At 64.4% G+C, this 14,764-nt stretch carries 13 protein-coding genes, 1 tRNA gene and 1 riboswitch; of the genes, 5 read left to right on the forward strand and 9 right to left on the reverse strand.

The annotated features are described in order from the left end of the window. Positions 1-3: 3 nt before the first annotated feature. A complete protein-coding gene (gene trxA / locus VKR55_RS15650; protein WP_324404809.1) occupies positions 4-927 on the reverse strand; it encodes a thioredoxin in 924 nt (307 codons plus the stop codon). Positions 928-1,133: 206 nt separating this feature from the next. Here trxA and VKR55_RS15655 point away from each other — a divergent pair, with 206 nt between their 5' ends. The 3 genes from VKR55_RS15655 to VKR55_RS15665 all read left to right on the forward strand — a co-directional run bounded on the left by VKR55_RS15655 (position 1,134) and on the right by VKR55_RS15665 (position 3,472). Further along, complete coding sequence (locus VKR55_RS15655; RefSeq protein ID WP_324404810.1) at positions 1,134-1,601, forward strand: SRPBCC family protein; 468 nt, start codon at positions 1,134-1,136, stop codon at positions 1,599-1,601. A gap of 163 nt (positions 1,602-1,764) precedes the next feature. After that, positions 1,765-1,839: transfer RNA gene (locus VKR55_RS15660), tRNA-Gly, on the forward strand. Between the two features lie 367 nt (positions 1,840-2,206). After that, positions 2,207-3,472, forward strand: coding sequence for a PQQ-dependent sugar dehydrogenase (locus VKR55_RS15665; protein ID WP_324404811.1), 1,266 nt, complete (start codon positions 2,207-2,209; stop codon positions 3,470-3,472). Between the two features lie 101 nt (positions 3,473-3,573). Here VKR55_RS15665 and panE read toward each other — a convergent pair whose 3' ends face one another. The 3 genes from panE to VKR55_RS15680 all read right to left on the reverse strand — a co-directional run bounded on the left by panE (position 3,574) and on the right by VKR55_RS15680 (position 5,871). Next, on the reverse strand, positions 3,574-4,500 hold the full coding sequence (panE, locus tag VKR55_RS15670) for a 2-dehydropantoate 2-reductase (protein WP_324404812.1): 927 nt from the start codon (positions 4,498-4,500) through the stop codon (positions 3,574-3,576). Between the two features lie 99 nt (positions 4,501-4,599). Then, entirely contained in the window at positions 4,600-5,217 is a 618-nt protein-coding gene (locus tag VKR55_RS15675; protein WP_324404813.1) for a 2-hydroxychromene-2-carboxylate isomerase, read from the reverse strand. 75 nt (positions 5,218-5,292) lie between these two features. Then, positions 5,293-5,871 carry a DUF2239 family protein gene (locus VKR55_RS15680; RefSeq protein WP_324404814.1) on the reverse strand — a complete coding sequence of 193 codons (579 nt, stop codon included), beginning with the start codon at positions 5,869-5,871 and terminating at the stop codon, positions 5,293-5,295. Positions 5,872-6,033: 162 nt separating this feature from the next. Here VKR55_RS15680 and VKR55_RS15685 point away from each other — a divergent pair, with 162 nt between their 5' ends. After that, on the forward strand, positions 6,034-6,699 hold the full coding sequence (locus tag VKR55_RS15685) for a glutathione S-transferase family protein (protein ID WP_324404815.1): 666 nt from the start codon (positions 6,034-6,036) through the stop codon (positions 6,697-6,699). Between the two features lie 185 nt (positions 6,700-6,884). Here the strand turns inward: VKR55_RS15685 and VKR55_RS15690 are convergent, their stop codons facing one another. Together VKR55_RS15690 and ggt are read right to left on the reverse strand one after the other, a co-directional pair. After that, positions 6,885-7,781 carry an SDR family oxidoreductase gene (locus VKR55_RS15690; RefSeq protein ID WP_324404816.1) on the reverse strand — a complete coding sequence of 299 codons (897 nt, stop codon included), beginning with the start codon at positions 7,779-7,781 and terminating at the stop codon, positions 6,885-6,887. Positions 7,782-7,903: 122 nt separating this feature from the next. Further along, the gene (ggt, locus tag VKR55_RS15695; protein ID WP_324404817.1) at positions 7,904-9,643 is read right to left on the reverse strand and encodes a gamma-glutamyltransferase; all 1,740 of its coding nucleotides are present in this window, start codon (positions 9,641-9,643) and stop codon (positions 7,904-7,906) included. 2 nt (positions 9,644-9,645) lie between these two features. Here ggt and VKR55_RS15700 point away from each other — a divergent pair, with 2 nt between their 5' ends. After that, positions 9,646-9,771, forward strand: a complete 126-nt coding sequence (locus VKR55_RS15700) for a hypothetical protein (protein ID WP_324404818.1) — start codon at positions 9,646-9,648, stop codon at positions 9,769-9,771. Positions 9,772-9,834: 63 nt separating this feature from the next. Here the strand turns inward: VKR55_RS15700 and purH are convergent, their stop codons facing one another. From purH to VKR55_RS15715, 3 genes are all read right to left on the reverse strand, one after another. Continuing rightward, positions 9,835-11,427, reverse strand: coding sequence for a bifunctional phosphoribosylaminoimidazolecarboxamide formyltransferase/IMP cyclohydrolase (gene purH / locus VKR55_RS15705; protein WP_324404819.1), 1,593 nt, complete (start codon positions 11,425-11,427; stop codon positions 9,835-9,837). A gap of 18 nt (positions 11,428-11,445) precedes the next feature. Beyond that, positions 11,446-11,526: riboswitch (ZMP/ZTP riboswitch) on the reverse strand. 79 nt (positions 11,527-11,605) lie between these two features. Then, positions 11,606-13,321 carry a heparinase II/III family protein gene (locus tag VKR55_RS15710; protein WP_324404820.1) on the reverse strand — a complete coding sequence of 572 codons (1,716 nt, stop codon included), beginning with the start codon at positions 13,319-13,321 and terminating at the stop codon, positions 11,606-11,608. A gap of 155 nt (positions 13,322-13,476) precedes the next feature. Continuing rightward, on the reverse strand, positions 13,477-14,764 hold a 1,288-nt coding region (locus VKR55_RS15715; protein WP_324404821.1), incomplete at its 5' end, for an RsmB/NOP family class I SAM-dependent RNA methyltransferase.

A 14,764-nucleotide genomic window follows, 5' to 3' on the forward strand; every position in this document is an offset into this window, starting at 1 on the left:
GGCTCACGAAAACAGGATCGTCGACAACCGCTTGCGTCCCTCGATAGTGGCTTCATCGGCTCCGCCCCACGCCTCGAAGAACTGCACGAGCTGCTTGCGCGCGCCGTCGTCGTTCCATTTGCGGTCGCGTTTGATGATCTCAAGCAGTTGAGTCGTCGCCTCGCCGCGTTTGCCCGTCGCGTTCAGCGCAGTCGCGAGATCGAACCGCGCCTGATGATCGCGCGGGTTTGCGGCGACTTTCTGCTCAAGCTCACCGACCGGCCCGACCGACTGCGCCTGCTCGGCAAGATCGATCGCGGCCTGAACGGCCTTGACGGCCACATCGTTGCGCTTGGATTCCGGCACCATGGCCAGCGTCTTCCTGGCCTGGTCCATCGCGCCGGTCGCGACGTAGCATTTCGCCAGGCCCGCGAGCGCGGCGATATTGGTGGCGTCGTGCGCCAGCACCTCTGCATAGATCTGTGCGGCCGCAGCGGGATCGCCCTCGGCGAGCACCGCTTCGGCCTCTTGCAGGATTTCGGCGATATTGGGCTCGCCGGGCGCCGTGACGCCTTTGGTCAGCTTTTCGATGAAGGCGTTGACCTGGCTTTCCGGGATCGCGCCCATGAAGCCGTCGGCGGGCTGGCCGTTCACGAAAGCGATCACGGCCGGGATCGACTGGATGCCCATCTGGCCCGGGATCGCCGGATGATGGTCGATGTTCATCTTGACGAGCTTGACCTTGCCCTTGGCGTTCTGGACGGCCTTTTCGAGCATCGGCGTGAGCTGGCGGCACGGGCCGCACCATTCCGCCCAGAAGTCGATCAAGACCGGTTGACGCCGGGACTCCTCGATCACGTCCTTCATGAAGGTCTGGGTGGTGGTTTCCTTGATCAGATCGGGCGCCGAAGCCGGCGCCGCTCCATTGCCCTGTTCTACGATCGTCACGGGGTCCTCGTCCGCTTGTCCCTGAATTTCGGGCCCTTCTAGCATAGCCCGGGCGGCGTTTTCAGAAGTTCGGTTCCTTAAGTGGCGGTTTGGGCGGAAATTTCAATCGGCTCGGGAAGGCTCGCTCAAGTCGGAGATCGGGTGGCGGCAAGGAGCACCCTTCCGCCATGCTGTCCGGCAAACGCAGTCGAAACAAAGAGGTTTCCATGGCCAGAGCCTATTACAGCACCGTGTTCCGCGAGCCGGCCGCGGTGGTTTGGAAAATCATCCGCGATTTCAACAATTACCCGGTCTGGGTCGGTGGCGCCGGCGAAAGCGAAATCGAGGACGGCAAGACCGGCGACGCTGTCGGCGCGGTCAGGAGCGTGCATTACAAGGGCCGGCATATCCGGCAGCGGCTGCTTGCGCTGTCCGATGTCGAGCGGTCCCAAACTTACGAATTCTGCGGATCGCCCTCGCTGCCGGTCACCGGGTTTCGGGCGACATTGCAGATCAGGGAAATCGTCGATGGCAATGGCGCCTTTGCCGAATGGTGGGCGGATTTCGATGCGGAAGAGGCCTCCCGCGAGGAGCTCTGCGCCACACTCCGCGGCTGGTTCGGCCAATGGCTCGAATCCCTGCGAAGCGCGCTTGCCCGCGGGGCTGGCAGGAAGCCTATTGTCGCCCAGGCCTGACGGCCGTTCGAGTGGGGTTCCTGGCCAATTCGGCAGCTTTGGCCCTGATATCAGGCAATTTTTCCGCCTCTTGGCCGCGGCCTGACTGTTGCATTCGGGCTGCGCATTTGGCATACGACTGCGGTTGCCGGCACGGATTGTTGTCGCCAACTTTTCTTCGGATGCGGGTGTAGCTCAGTGGTAGAGCACGACCTTGCCAAGGTCGGGGTCGAGGGTTCGAGCCCCTTCGCCCGCTCCAGATTTCCCTTCCAATCCGCAGCGCAACGTCCCATCGCGGGCATTTCGCGCGAGCTCTTAGATCAGCCCGGCAATCTCCCGTTCCACGTCGAGGTGCCTGGGCTGCCAGCCCAATTCCCACCGCGCCTTTGCGCCGCTGAGCCGCTGGTCGCGCCCATAGCCACGCGCCCATTCGCCGAGCTCGGCCGCGACCTCGTCGACAGAAACGATTTGCGGCGCTTGCTTCGGTTCTCGCTCGCTCCACTTCTCTCCCGCTCGGGATGCGCTAACATTTTTATTGTCTGAAGCTGTTCAGACTCGAAGGGTTCGTCTCTCGAAACCTCCAATAATAACGCGCGCAGCCATTCGGCTGCATAGGGAGTGATGCGATGAAATCGGCTTTGCATCGATCTGTTCTTGCGCTTGCCGCCATCGGGCTGATCGCGGGCGGCAGCTATGCCGTCGCGCAGCAAAAGTCCCTGCACCACTATGAATCCGGCAACAAGCAATTCTGGAGCCACCCGCCGGATGACTGGTTCCTCGGCGATGAAACCGAAGCGCAGAAGGGGCTGGCGCCGCCGACCGGTCCGCAGACTGGTGCTTCCGACGCCGAGCTCGCGACCCTGATCAAGAAAGTCCAGGCCACGCTGCCGAAGGGCTTCAAGATCGAGGTCTGGGCGTCGGGCGTCCTGGCCGCGCGGCAGATGGCCTGGGGCGACAAGGGCACGCTGTTCGTCGGCTCCTTCGGCCTCGGCAACGTCTATGCGATCAAGGACAACAAAGGCAAGAGAGAGGTCAGGACCATCCTCAAGGGCCTCAACATGCCCACGGGTCTCACCTTCAAGGACGGCGCACTCTACGTCGTCGCGGTCGACAAGCTGATCCGCTACGACAACGCCGAGGACAATCTCGACAAGCTCGGCGAAGGCAAGGTGGTGTATGACGACATGCCGTCCTACCCCGTGTATGGCTGGAAGTATATCGCGGTCGACAAGGACGGCTGGTTCTACATTCCGTTCGGACCTCCGTTCAACATCGGCATCCCGCCGACGAGCGTCTCGCAGATCCGCCGCGTCGATCCCAGGACCGGCAACGCGGAAATCCGGGCGCTCGGCGTCCGCAACTCGGTCGGCGGCGACGTCGATCCGCGCAGCGGCAAATACTGGTTCACGGAAAATGCTCGCGACTGGCTCAGCGACGACACGCCCTCCGACAAGCTCAACATGATCGATCGGATGGGCGAGCACTTCGGCTATCCCTATTGTCACGAGGGCGACATTCCGGATCCGAAGTTCGCGATGGGCCACAAGTGCTCGGAGTTCACGCCGCCGGTCTTCAAGCTCGGCGCGCATGTGGCTCCGCTCGGCATGAAGTTCTACACCGGCAACATGTTCCCTGCCGCGTACAAGAACTCCATCCTGATCGCTGAGCACGGTTCATGGAACCGGCACAAGTACCAGGGTGGCCGCATCGTCCGCATCACGGTCGGCCCGGATGGCAAGAATCCAAAGCAGGAAGTCTTTGCGTCCGGCTGGATCGACGGCGACCAGAGCTATCTTGGCCGTCCCGACGACATCGTCCTGAACAAGGATGGTTCGATCCTCGTCGCCGACGACTGGGCCGGCGCGATCTATCGCATCAGCTACAGCAAGTAGCGCGAGCCGAAGCATGGCGGGGTTATCTCGCGCACTTGTAACTTGCGGATATTTTTTGCCGCCGTCCCTGCGTTCGCAGCGACGACGAAGCATTTGCGCCGTCAGCCGTTGGCCTCGCGCAACGTCTCATACGCCTTGAGATGCGTATAGGCCGTGCGCAGCTTCGGTACCGGAATCTTCGCATCGTCGGCGCGCGCGATCATGTCGCCTATGACGTGATCGGCCTCCACTTTCGCGCCAGCCTGGATATCGCGGAACATCGAGGCCGTCATCGGCGAGCCCTCGGCCGTGAGAAGCCCCTTGAAACGCTGGAAGGACGGCCCGCCGGGCTCGTGGCCCGCGGCTTTCGCGACCGCGGTGCATTCGTCGAGGATGCCGAGCAGGAAATCCTTGCCGCCGGGTGCGGCCACGATCGCGCCGACGGGGCCGCGCATCAGGCAGGTCGAGGCGGCGATCGAGGCCAGGAACACCCACTTCTCCCACATGTCCTGCATGATGTGCGCGCTGGCGCCGGCGCCATTGACGGACGAAAACACCTCCGCGATCGCGCGGACGCGATCACTCATCGTGCCGTCGCGCTCGCCGAAATTCAGCGACTGCATCGGTTGAAGCTGGACGACCTCGCGCTGCGCGTTGAGCGTGACCGCGATCGCACACAAGCCGCCGAGCACGCGCTCACGGCCGAATGTGCGGTCCAGCGTGTCGAGATGCAGCATGCCGTTCAGCATCGGGATGATCGAAGTCTGCGCCCCGACCGCAGGTGCGAAGGACTTGATTGCGTCGTCGAGGTCGTAGGCCTTGCAGCTCAACAGCACCACATCGAACTTGTCCTTGATCGTGCTGGCCTCAACGGTCGGCGGCTTCTTCAGCGTGACGTCGCCATTCGGGCTCCTGATCACCAGGCCCGCCGAAGCGAGTTCACTCGCGCGCTTTTCTCGCACCAGAAACGTAATGTCGCGTCCGGCCTGCAGCAGCCTGCCGCCGAAATATCCGCCAATGGCGCCGGCGCCGACGACGAGAACTCGCATGGGATGATTTCCTTTTGTTGTTATTGGATCCGCGACAGGCGAATGGCGAATGGCGAGTAGCAAATAGTATAGCGGTTATTGGTCCCTATTCGCCATTCGCTACTCGCTTCGCAATTTGCCCGATACCAGCTCCTCGACGTCGCGCAACTGCTCCTTGCCGAAAAACATCTCGTTGCCGACGAAGAAGGTCGGCGAGCCGAACGCACCGCGCTCGACCGCGGATTGGGTATTTGCGATCAACCTGGCCTTCACCTCCGCCTCCTGCGCGCGCGCCAGCAATCTTGCACCGTCGAGGCCCGACGAGTTCAGCGCTTTCACTGCGACGTCCGGATCGTCCATCTTCTTCGGCTCGCGCCACATGTGATGGAAGGCCGCCGCAACATAGTCTTCGAACACGCCTTCGAGCTCAGCCGCGATCGCCGCACGCATCAGGTTCAGCGTGTTGACGGGGAAGAAGGGGTTCCAGACATAGGGCTCGACGTGGAAGCGCTTGACGAAGCGCTCGGTCTCGAGCCTCATGAATTCCGGCTTGTTCTTCACGCCCGCGAGCGTCTCCGCCGGCGACTTGTTGTTGGTGGCCTTGAAGATGCCGCCGAGCAGGATCGGCACATATTCGAATTTGACGCCGGTCCGCTGCTCGATCGCCGGGATCGCTCCATGGCTCAGATACGCGTTGGGGCTGCCGAAATCGAACAGGAATTGCGGATTGGTGTGCACTGCGGCCTCCGGCATCGCTATTGAATATGATTGCTATCATTCAAACAAACCGATGGGGGCTGATCAAGCGATCAATTAGCCTGCACGATCGGCGTAGGCGAGCTTGACGACGTGGTCGCGGATGTCGGCCGGCCAGGACGCGATCTGGCCGACAAACTTCCGGCGGTCGTCGGCGAACAGCGCGCGCGAAGCCTCCTCGAAATTCGGCAGATTGCCGGCCATCGCCGACATGAAATGATAGGCGGCTTCGCGCGCGGCGCGCTGACGGTCGCGGTCGCCATTGGCGCGGCGCGCCTCCTCGACGAGCTTGCGCAGCGCCACCGACGCGCCGCCCGGCTGGGCGTTGAGCCACTCCCAATGCCGCGGCAACAGCGTCACCTCGCGCGCGACCACGCCGAGCTTCGGCCGGCCGCGGCCACGTGATTCGCCTGCGGTCGGTGGCTGGCTTGCGCCGGGAGCCGTGGGAAGCCGTGCCAGCACTCCTTCGTCGCTGCCGCGCAGATCGAGATCGATGGCGCGGCCGGTGGCGTCGCTGAAAATCGCGATTGGACCGCAGGCTGGCCGGGTCGTGCCTTTGATCGCCAGGGCGATCTCAGTGAGCGGACCAGAAGCAAGACGGCGCTCGCCTTCGAAGGCGGTAAAGGTCTCGGACATGGAGAAGTCTCCTTCTTTAATCCATTAATACCCGGGTATAATTACTCTGTCAATATTACCCGGGCAAATAAATCGGCCGACGGAAGCCTCTTGCCGCATCGCTAAGTGCGCAATTGGCTGTTACGGGAGCGCGCTCGAAGAAATCGCCGAGGGACAACATCCATGCTGACCGTGCATCATCTCAACAATTCGCGCTCGCAACGCGTGCTGTGGCTGCTCGAAGAGCTTGGCGCGCCTTACGAGATCGTGCGCTATCAGCGTCAGCCCGACATGCGCGCGCCAAAGGAATTGCGCGCAATCCATCCGCTCGGCAAATCGCCCGTCATCACCGACAACGGCAACACCATCGCCGAATCGGGCGCGATCATCGAATATCTCGTCGGCACCTACGGCAACGGCCGCTTCATCCCGCCGCCGAACACGCCGGAGCGGCTCCGCTACACCTATTGGCTGCATTACGCCGAGGGTTCGGCGATGCCGCCGCTGTTGATGAAGCTCCTGTTCACGCTGATGCCGAGACGCGCGCCGGCGCTGCTGCGTCCGCTGGTGCGCAAGGTGTCCAACCAGGCGCTGACCACGCTGGTCAATCCACAGCTCAAGCAGCACATGGCGTTCTGGGAAGAGGAATTGTCGAAGAGCGAATGGTTCGCCGGCAATGAATTCACGGCGGCCGACATCCAGATGAGCTTTCCCTTGGAAGCCGCTGCCGCACGCGGCGGGCTCGAGGACGGTCATCCCAAGGCGATGGCGTTCCTCGACCGCATCCATGCGCGTCCGGCCTATAAACGCGCGCTGGAGAAGGGCGGGCCGTATCAGGTGGGTAGGTAAGGAACGCCCTCGGCGTCATTGCGAGCCAACGGGTCGGCGCGAACGCGCGGCCCGATGACAAGCTCCGCGAAGCAATCCAGAGTTGTCTCCGCGGAAATAGCCTGGATTGCTTCGTCGCTTCGCTCCTCGCAATGACGGCGGGTGACTGGTCGCGGCGATTGCTCCGTTCACCGAACGGCGAGATTTTACCCCGCCTTCTCGGCGCCGCTAAGCGAGGGCAGGGGCTGCACGATGACGCCGGGCGGCGGCATGTCGTCATCGGGCACGAAGAAATCCGACATCAGCGCTACGGACGGATCGACGCGGTAGTGGTCGAAGTCGCGTACGCCGTCGGCATAGAGCAGCTTGTCGTCGATGCAGAAATGCCCGGTGAACTCGCGTGACGGCTTTGTGAAGATCGCGTAGGCGGCATCGGCCAGGATCTCGGGTGTGCGGCTCGCGCGCATCATGGCGTCGCCGCCGAGGAGATTGCCGACCGCGGCGGTCGCGATCGTCGTGCGCGGCCACAGCGCGTTGACAGCGATGCCGGCGCTCTTCAGCTCCGCCGACAGGCCCAGCACGCAGATGCTCATGCCGAATTTGGCGAGCGAATACGCAGTCGAGTTCGCGAACCATTTCGGCTTCATGTCGAGCGGCGGCGACAGCATCAGGATATGCGGGTTCTCGGCCTTCTTGAGGTGTGGCACGCAATATTTCGACACCATGAAGGTGCCGCGGGTATTGATACCCATCATCAGGTCGAACCGCTTCATGTCGGTGGCTTGCGAGTTGGTCAGGCTGATCGCGCTTGCATTGTTGACACAGATGTCGATGCCACCGAATTCGGCCACCGTCTTGTTGATCGCGGCCGTCACCTGCGCCTCGTCGCGGATGTCGCAAACGAGCGGCACCGCGTTGCCGCCGGCGGCCCTGATCTCATCGGCCGCGGTGTAGATCGTGCCTTTCAGCTTCGGATGCGGCTCGGTGGTCTTGGCCGCGATCGCGACGTTAGCGCCATCGCGCGCGGCCCGCAACGCAATGGCGAGCCCAATGCCGCGGCTCGCACCTGTGATGAACAGCGTCTTGCCCTTGAGCGAGGTCATGGGAAGCCTCCCGTGCATGTAGTCGTAGGGTGGGCAGAGCGTAGCGTGCCCACCGTCGCAGGGGGAGTCACAGATGGTGGGCGCGGCGCTCGCGCGCCTTTGCCCACCCTACAATCCGAGGCTCACTGCACCGCCGCTTCCGCGCCGCGGGTGCGCGGATCGGGCGCGCCGAGCAATCCATTCGACGTTACCATGATCGAATTGGCGGAGGAGTAGCCCATCGATTGCACGATGGTGTGGCCCCTCGCTTTCAGCCCGTCCAGAACCTCGGGAGAAAAGCCGGGCTCGACCTTTACCTCGTCCGGCAGCCATTGATGATGCAGCCTCGGTGCTGCAACGGCGGCTGCGATGTCCATGTGATAGTCGAGCACGTTGACGATCACCTGCAGGACCGTTGAGATGATACGGCTGCCGCCGGGCGAGCCGGTCACCAGCACCACCTTGCCGTCTTTCTCGACGATGGTCGGCGACATCGAGGAGAGTGGCCGCTTGCCAGGGCCCGGGAGATTAGCCTCATAGCCGACCAGGCCGAAAGCATTCGAGGCGCCCACCGCGGCGGTGAAGTCGTCGAGCTCATTGTTGAGCAGCACGCCGGTTCCTTCCGCGACCAGGCCGAGGCCATAGGAGAAGTTCAGCGTGTAGGTGTTGGCGACGGCGTTGCCCTCGCTGTCGACGACGGAAAAATGCGTGGTGTTGCTGCCTTCGTGCGGCGGTTGCGCCGCTATCACCTGCTGCGCGGGCGTCGCGTGCTCCGGATCGATTCCGGCGCGCAGTTTTGCCGCATAGTCCTTCGCCAGCAGGAGATTGACCGGCGCCTTGACGAAGGCGGGATCGCCGAGATAACGCGCGCGATCGGCATAGGCGTGCTTCATCGCTTCGATGAGAAGATGCAGCGAGGCCGGTGATCCCTGCGCGAGGTCCGAAAGGTGGAAACCTTCGAGGATGTTGAGGCTCTCCAGCAGCACCGTGCCGCCCGAGGACGGCAGCGGCATCGAGATGATGTCATAACCGCGATAGGTGCCGTGCACGGGGGCGCGGATAACGGCGGAATAGGATTTCAGATCATTCGCGGTCATGATGCCGCCGGCATCGCGAATGGCCTGCGCGAGCTTTTCCGCAACCGGCCCCTCGTAGAACCCGCGCGGCCCCCGTTCGGCGATGGCGGTGAGCGTTGCCGCGAGGTCGGTCTGCACCAACCTGTCGCCTTCGTGCAGCGAGGTACCGTCGGGCCGTCCGAAGATTTTTGCCGAGGCCGGCCATTTTGCGAGCCGCCGATACCAATCGGGCAAGGTGTCGGCCATGTCGTCGGTGAGCACAAAGCCGTCGCGCGCGAGTGCGATTGATGGCTTGAGAAGCTGCGCCAGCGTGAACCTGCCGGAACCGTATTTCGCAAGCGCCAGCGCGAGCCCGGCCACCGTGCCTGGCACGCCGATGCCGAGCGCGGAGTCGCGCGACTTGGCTGTGTTGGGCTTGCCGTCGGGTCCGAGAAAGATGTCGCGTGTGGTCGCGGCGGGCGCGGTCTCGCGATAGTCGATCGCCACGTCCTGGTTGCGATCGGCCAGGTGGATCATCATGAAACCGCCGCCGCCGAGATTGCCGGCGCGCGGATAGGTCACCGCCATGGCAAAGCCGGTCGCGATCGCGGCGTCGATGGCGTTGCCGCCTTGCCTCAGAATGTCGGCGCCGATCCTTGCTGCGATCTTCTCCTGCGCCACCACCAGGCCGTGCTCGGCGTGGACCGCGCGAACGGTATCGAGCGCCGGCGGCACATAGGCGTGCCGGGCCAGTACGCTCGCGGGAAGCACAAATGAGACTGCGAGGGCCGCCAGCAGCAGGCGACGGCTACACCGGAGAGGCCACATCCATGAGCACCGCGGGTTCGGACGATTTCCGCGATGCTACATTGTGCGGGCATGAAATGCCAAAGCGCCCCGGCCTGATCTCAAATGAGATTTTTGATGGCGATGCCCGTTTCGGCGTCATGCGATGAGATGACGTCGCTCATACCGATCAGTCCGTAAGGCGTGATGAGACTGGGTGCGACCGAACCGGGTTAGTGCCGGAAATGCCTGGTGCCGGTGAGAACCATGGCAATGTCATGCTCGTCGGCGGCCTTGATCACCTCGTCGTCGCGGATCGAGCCGCCGGGCTGGATCACCGCAGTGGCGCCGGCCTCGATGCAGGCGAGCATGCCATCGGCAAACGGGAAGAAGGCGTCGGAAGCGACGACCGAGCCCTTGGTCAGTGGCTCGGCCAGCTTGAGCTCAGCCGCGGCATCCTGCGCCTTGCGCGCGGCGATGCGCGCGGAATCGACCCGGCTCATCTGACCGGCGCCGATACCGACCGTGGCGAGATCCTTGGCGTAGACGATGGTGTTCGACTTGACATGCTTGGCAACGCGGAAGGCGAACATCAGGTCGCGCATTTCCTTTTCCGTCGGCGCGCGCCTGGTCGCGACCTTCAGCACCATGTCGTCGACCACGGCATTGTCGCGGGTCTGGACCAGGAGGCCACCGGCGACGGTCTTGGCGGTCAGGCCCATGGCGCGCGGATCGGGCAAGGTTCCCGCGAGCAGGAGCCGCAGGTTCCTTCGCTTGGCGATGATCGCGATGGCCTCTTCCGTTGCATCCGGCGCGATGATGACTTCGGTCAATATCTCCGTGATCGCGCGCGCTGCATCGGCATCAAGGGTGCGGTTGACGGCGATGATGCCGCCATAGGGCGATTGGGTGTCGCATGCAAAGGCTCTGCGGTAAGCGGTGACGAGATCCGGGCCTTCCGCGACGCCGCATGGATTGGCGTGCTTGATGATCGCACACGCTGCCGTGCGTTTGGGGTCGAATTCGCCGATGCACTCGTAAGCCGCATCGGTATCGTTGATGTTGTTGTAGGACAATTCCTTGCCCTGAAGCTGGCGCACGGTGGACACGCCGGGGCGCTTATCGGGCAGGCGATAGAACGCGGCCTTCTGGTGCGGGTTCTCGCCGTAGCGCAGCGCCTGGATCAGCCGGCCGCCGAAGGCGCGGAAATCCGGCGCCTCGGTGTTGAGCTCGCCCGCAAACCAATTCGAGATCGCGGCATCATAGGCGGCGGTGCGCGCATAGGCCTTGGCGGCGAGGCGCCGGCGCAGCGTGAGCGTCGTTGCGCCCTGATGGGCGTTGAGCTCGTCGAGCACGGCCTGATAGTCGCTCGCCTCGACCACCACGGCGACGTCGTCGTGATTCTTCGCGGCGGCGCGGATCATCGCGGGACCACCGATGTCGATATTCTCGATGCATTCGGCGAAATCGGCGCCCTTCTCGACGGTCGCCTCGAAGGGATAGAGGTTGACGACGAGGAGATCGATCGGCGCGATGCCATGCGCCTTCATCGCCTGCGCATGCTCGGCATTGTCGCGGATCGCGAGCAGGCCGCCATGCACCTTGGGATGCAGCGTCTTGACGCGGCCATCCATCATCTCGGGAAAGCCGGTGAGCTCGGAGACATCGTGGACCTTCAAGCCCGCTTCGGCGATGGCTTTGGCGGTGCCGCCGGTCGAAACCAGCTCGATATTGTGGGCGGAAAGGGCGCGAGCGAAATCGATCAGGCCGGATTTGTCGGAAACGGACAAGAGAGCGCGGGTGACACGTCGGGGATGATCGGTCATGGGCAAGATCCTCTGTTTAAGGGGTGCCCAGGCGCGCGGCAGATGGTCCCGCGCTTCCCGATGGTGCTCCATCCAAAGTCGCCAGTCGCGCGAGCGAGGGGTGGTTAGCAGCTTTCGGCGACGTTCACAACGGCGACATCCGGCATCGCCGCCTTGCAGGACCGGCAAGCCGGGGCGGCTACAACGGCAGTTCCGGCTCGCGGCGCGCGTTGCGGCGGGCGTTGGTCTGGGACGGCGAGGTGGCCGAGCGCACAAAACTCCAGCGCACCGAGGAAGCGTGGCGGGCATCCTGCCGGATCACGATCTGGGCGGTGCGGCGCGGGCCGTCCGTGCCGGCCAGGAACACGCTGTCCTCGAGATCGACCTTGTCGTCGAGCGCTTCGAAGGTCCAGACGTCGCGGTTCGGCAGCACCAGCATGACGCCGCGGCCGTCGGAAAGCCGGTTCGCCTTCACTGACGGATGCAAATGAAACCTGAGCGCGTAGCTGGCGTCGCTGCCCCTGATGCGTCCGCCCGGAGCGGGCGAAACCGAATCCTCGCCGTCGAGCCGCGTGCCGTCGGGCGCGACCATCAGCACGCGGCGATGGATCACGCCGAAACGCGGGATGTAGCCGTCATGCGAGGTGGAAAGCAGCACGCCATCGGTGACCGCCTCGCGGAAATTCTCCACGACCGCCGGCCCGCTGACGATCGGCGCGCCATGCAAGACCTTCTTCATTGCCGACAGCTCGACGAACCGGCAGGAGGAGGTGTCGGCAAAGGTCAGCGTCGAATGCGCCACGGTGGAGCGCGCAAAGGGGCGCCAGTTGTCGCGGCCGGTCGAAGGCATGCCGCAATTGACCACGATGCGGCTCGCTCCCGACGACAGCTCGAAGGAGAGGCAGCCGGCATGGGCGTCGTGGCTCACATTCGGCGGCGGCGGGACGCCGGCGTCCACAATGACGGTCATCGCGCCGGCGTCGAGGCGCTGGAAGCCCGTATGCGGCATGCTCGCCATCGGCGTGCCGTGAGTGTCGTCGTAGGCGAGCAGCGTCGCGAGCAGATCGGACGGCGTGCCGCTCATGCCGTTGAACAGCGCAATCGTGCCGTCGCCGTGACGGAAGAAGCGCAGCATCGGCATCATGCGGTCGATGGCGTTGAGCAGCGCCGGCGGCGGGGCAATGTTGCGGGCGGCAAACGTCTGCCGCAGCGGCAGGAGATCGATCAGGAGATCGATCAGCGCGCCGGGATTGCGCGAGATGTGGCCGCCGTCGGGCAGGATCTGACGCTGCAATTCATCGGAGAGCCTGCGGCTCGCGCCACGGATATGCCGCGCCTGGTTGGCAAGGCAGAGCGAAGCGTAGCACAGCGCGATCAACACCTGCAGCCGCGGCACGCCATCCGGGACATCGAGCATGGTGTAGCGGAGATAGCGCATCTCGCGCGCCAGCCCGCGCAGGTAACGGCGGTAGAACTTGCTGTCGGTATCGCCGAGCACGAGCGGCGCTTGCGAGAGCAGCGAGATCACGCGCCGCGACAGCACGTCGGCGCGGCGGCCGATCGGGCGGTTGTTGTTCGGGTTGGAGATCCAGTCGTCGACCAGCGCGCGGGCGTTGGCGCGGGTCAGCGCGGTGTCGGCGGCGCGCAGATGACGCAGCCAGCCGAAGCCGAGCAGCGCCACTTCCCAATCCTCCGACGGCGGCTCCAGGTCGAAGATCGAGCGGCCATGGCAGGTCACGATTTTGCCGGCGAAGACGAACCGGCCGGCATAGATCTCGGCAGCGCGGGTGGCGTCCGCCGTGCGCAGGTCATGCGGAGCGATGATCAGCCGGTCGGTCCGCCCCGGCCATAACCGCGACAGCGCCACCGAGCCGCCGCTGGCGCGCGCCATCACGTTCCGTGCGAAACGGCCCATGACCAGGGTCGAAATGCGTCTGCGTTGAGCGGCTGTCACGCCTTGCCTTGAAGGGGGAGAGGATCGGAGCGAATCCTTTTAATCCGGAAACGCGAAACTGCACCATCTTGAATGCGCGCGAATCAACTCGGCGCGAACGAAAAAGCAAGTCAAAATCAGGCCTTAACCAACCTTGCGGCGTAAAATCCGTCAAGCCCGGCAAGACGCGGGTCAACATGCTTGATGTGGCAGGGCAGGGTGCGCAAATCACCGTCGGCGTTAAGGATTTCCGTTAACCCGGCAACCTCGCTCGACCCAATGGGGATGCGCGTGAGGGTCGAATCCGCCGCGAGCAGCGCGGCGATCTGCGCTTCGCCCTCTTCCGGCTCCAGCGAGCAGGTGCAGTAGACCAGCATTCCGCCCGGTTTCAGGAGCTGCGCGGCCTTTTGCAGCAGGCGCTTTTGCAAGGCGCTGAGCGCGGCGAGGTCGGCTTCCTGTCGCAGCCAGGCGACATCGGGATGACGGCGGATGGTGCCGGTCGCGGTGCAGGGCGCATCGACCAGGACGCCGTCGAAGCCTCCGTCCGGGCCCTGCCATTCGTTGGCGTCGGCGACGATCGCTTCCGCCGGAAGCGATAGCCGGGCGAGATTGTCCTTCAGCCGCGCGACGCGGGCCGGCGAACGGTCGATCGCGGTCACGCGCGCGCCGGCCTGCGCAAGCTGGGCAGTTTTGCCGCCGGGTGCGGCGCAGATGTCCAGAATGTGCTTGCCGTTGATGTCGCCGAATAGGCGCGCTGGTAATGCGGCGGCCGCATCCTGCACCCACCATTGCCCCTCGGAAAAGCCGGGCAGCATGGCCACCGATCCCTGCAGCACCGTGCGCACGGTCCCGGTGGGGAGGAGCTCGCCATGCAGCCGGCTCGCCCATTGCACGGCATCGGACTTCACCGTGAGATCAAGCGAAGGCTCGTGCAGGATAGCATGCGCCATCTCTCGCGCGCTCGCCTCGCCATAATGCGCGATCCATCGCCTGTTGAGCCAGGGCGGAATGTCGAGCGTCTCGGCCTTGACCTCGTCGATGATGCCGGCGCCCTCGCGCGCGCAACGACGCAGCACCGCGTTGACGAGGCCGGCATATTTCGCGGCACGCCGGTCCGATTGCACCAGCCGCACCGAGAGGTCCACCGCGGCGTGATCGGGCACGTCCATCCAGAGGATCTGCGCGGCGCCGATCAGGAGCGCGCTCTGCGCGCGCGGCGCATCGGTCGGGACGCCGCGGTCGAGCAGGCGCGACAGCACATGGCCGAGCGTGCCGAGCTTGCGCAGGATGGTCGACACCAGCCGGCGCATCAATGCGCGGTCGCGATCGGCCAGCGATTTCAGGCCGGGATGCGCGCCGGCGCCGTCGAGCTGATCGTAGAGCGTGCGGTGCTTGTGCAGCACGCCGTCGAGGATGTCGGCCGCG

The organism is Bradyrhizobium sp., from assembly GCF_035309285.1.
Lineage (GTDB): Bacteria > Pseudomonadota > Alphaproteobacteria > Rhizobiales > Xanthobacteraceae > Bradyrhizobium.

Excerpts from the sequence above, each read along its gene's own strand:
- VKR55_RS15680 (WP_324404814.1), bottom strand. The coding sequence starts at position 5,871 with ATGTCCGAGACCTTTACCGCCTTCGAAGGCGAGCGCCGTCTTGCTTCT.
- VKR55_RS15710 (WP_324404820.1), bottom strand. The coding sequence starts at position 13,321 with ATGGGCCGTTTCGCACGGAACGTGATGGCGCGCGCCAGCGGCGGCTCG.
- VKR55_RS15685 (WP_324404815.1), top strand. The coding sequence starts at position 6,034 with ATGCTGACCGTGCATCATCTCAACAATTCGCGCTCGCAACGCGTGCTG.
- VKR55_RS15655 (WP_324404810.1), top strand. The coding sequence starts at position 1,134 with ATGGCCAGAGCCTATTACAGCACCGTGTTCCGCGAGCCGGCCGCGGTG.
- panE (WP_324404812.1), bottom strand. The coding sequence starts at position 4,500 with ATGCGAGTTCTCGTCGTCGGCGCCGGCGCCATTGGCGGATATTTCGGC.
- ggt (WP_324404817.1), bottom strand. The coding sequence starts at position 9,643 with ATGTGGCCTCTCCGGTGTAGCCGTCGCCTGCTGCTGGCGGCCCTCGCA.
- VKR55_RS15700 (WP_324404818.1), top strand. The coding sequence starts at position 9,646 with ATGAGCACCGCGGGTTCGGACGATTTCCGCGATGCTACATTGTGCGGG.
- VKR55_RS15665 (WP_324404811.1), top strand. The coding sequence starts at position 2,207 with ATGAAATCGGCTTTGCATCGATCTGTTCTTGCGCTTGCCGCCATCGGG.
- VKR55_RS15690 (WP_324404816.1), bottom strand. The coding sequence starts at position 7,781 with ATGACCTCGCTCAAGGGCAAGACGCTGTTCATCACAGGTGCGAGCCGC.
- purH (WP_324404819.1), bottom strand. The coding sequence starts at position 11,427 with ATGACCGATCATCCCCGACGTGTCACCCGCGCTCTCTTGTCCGTTTCC.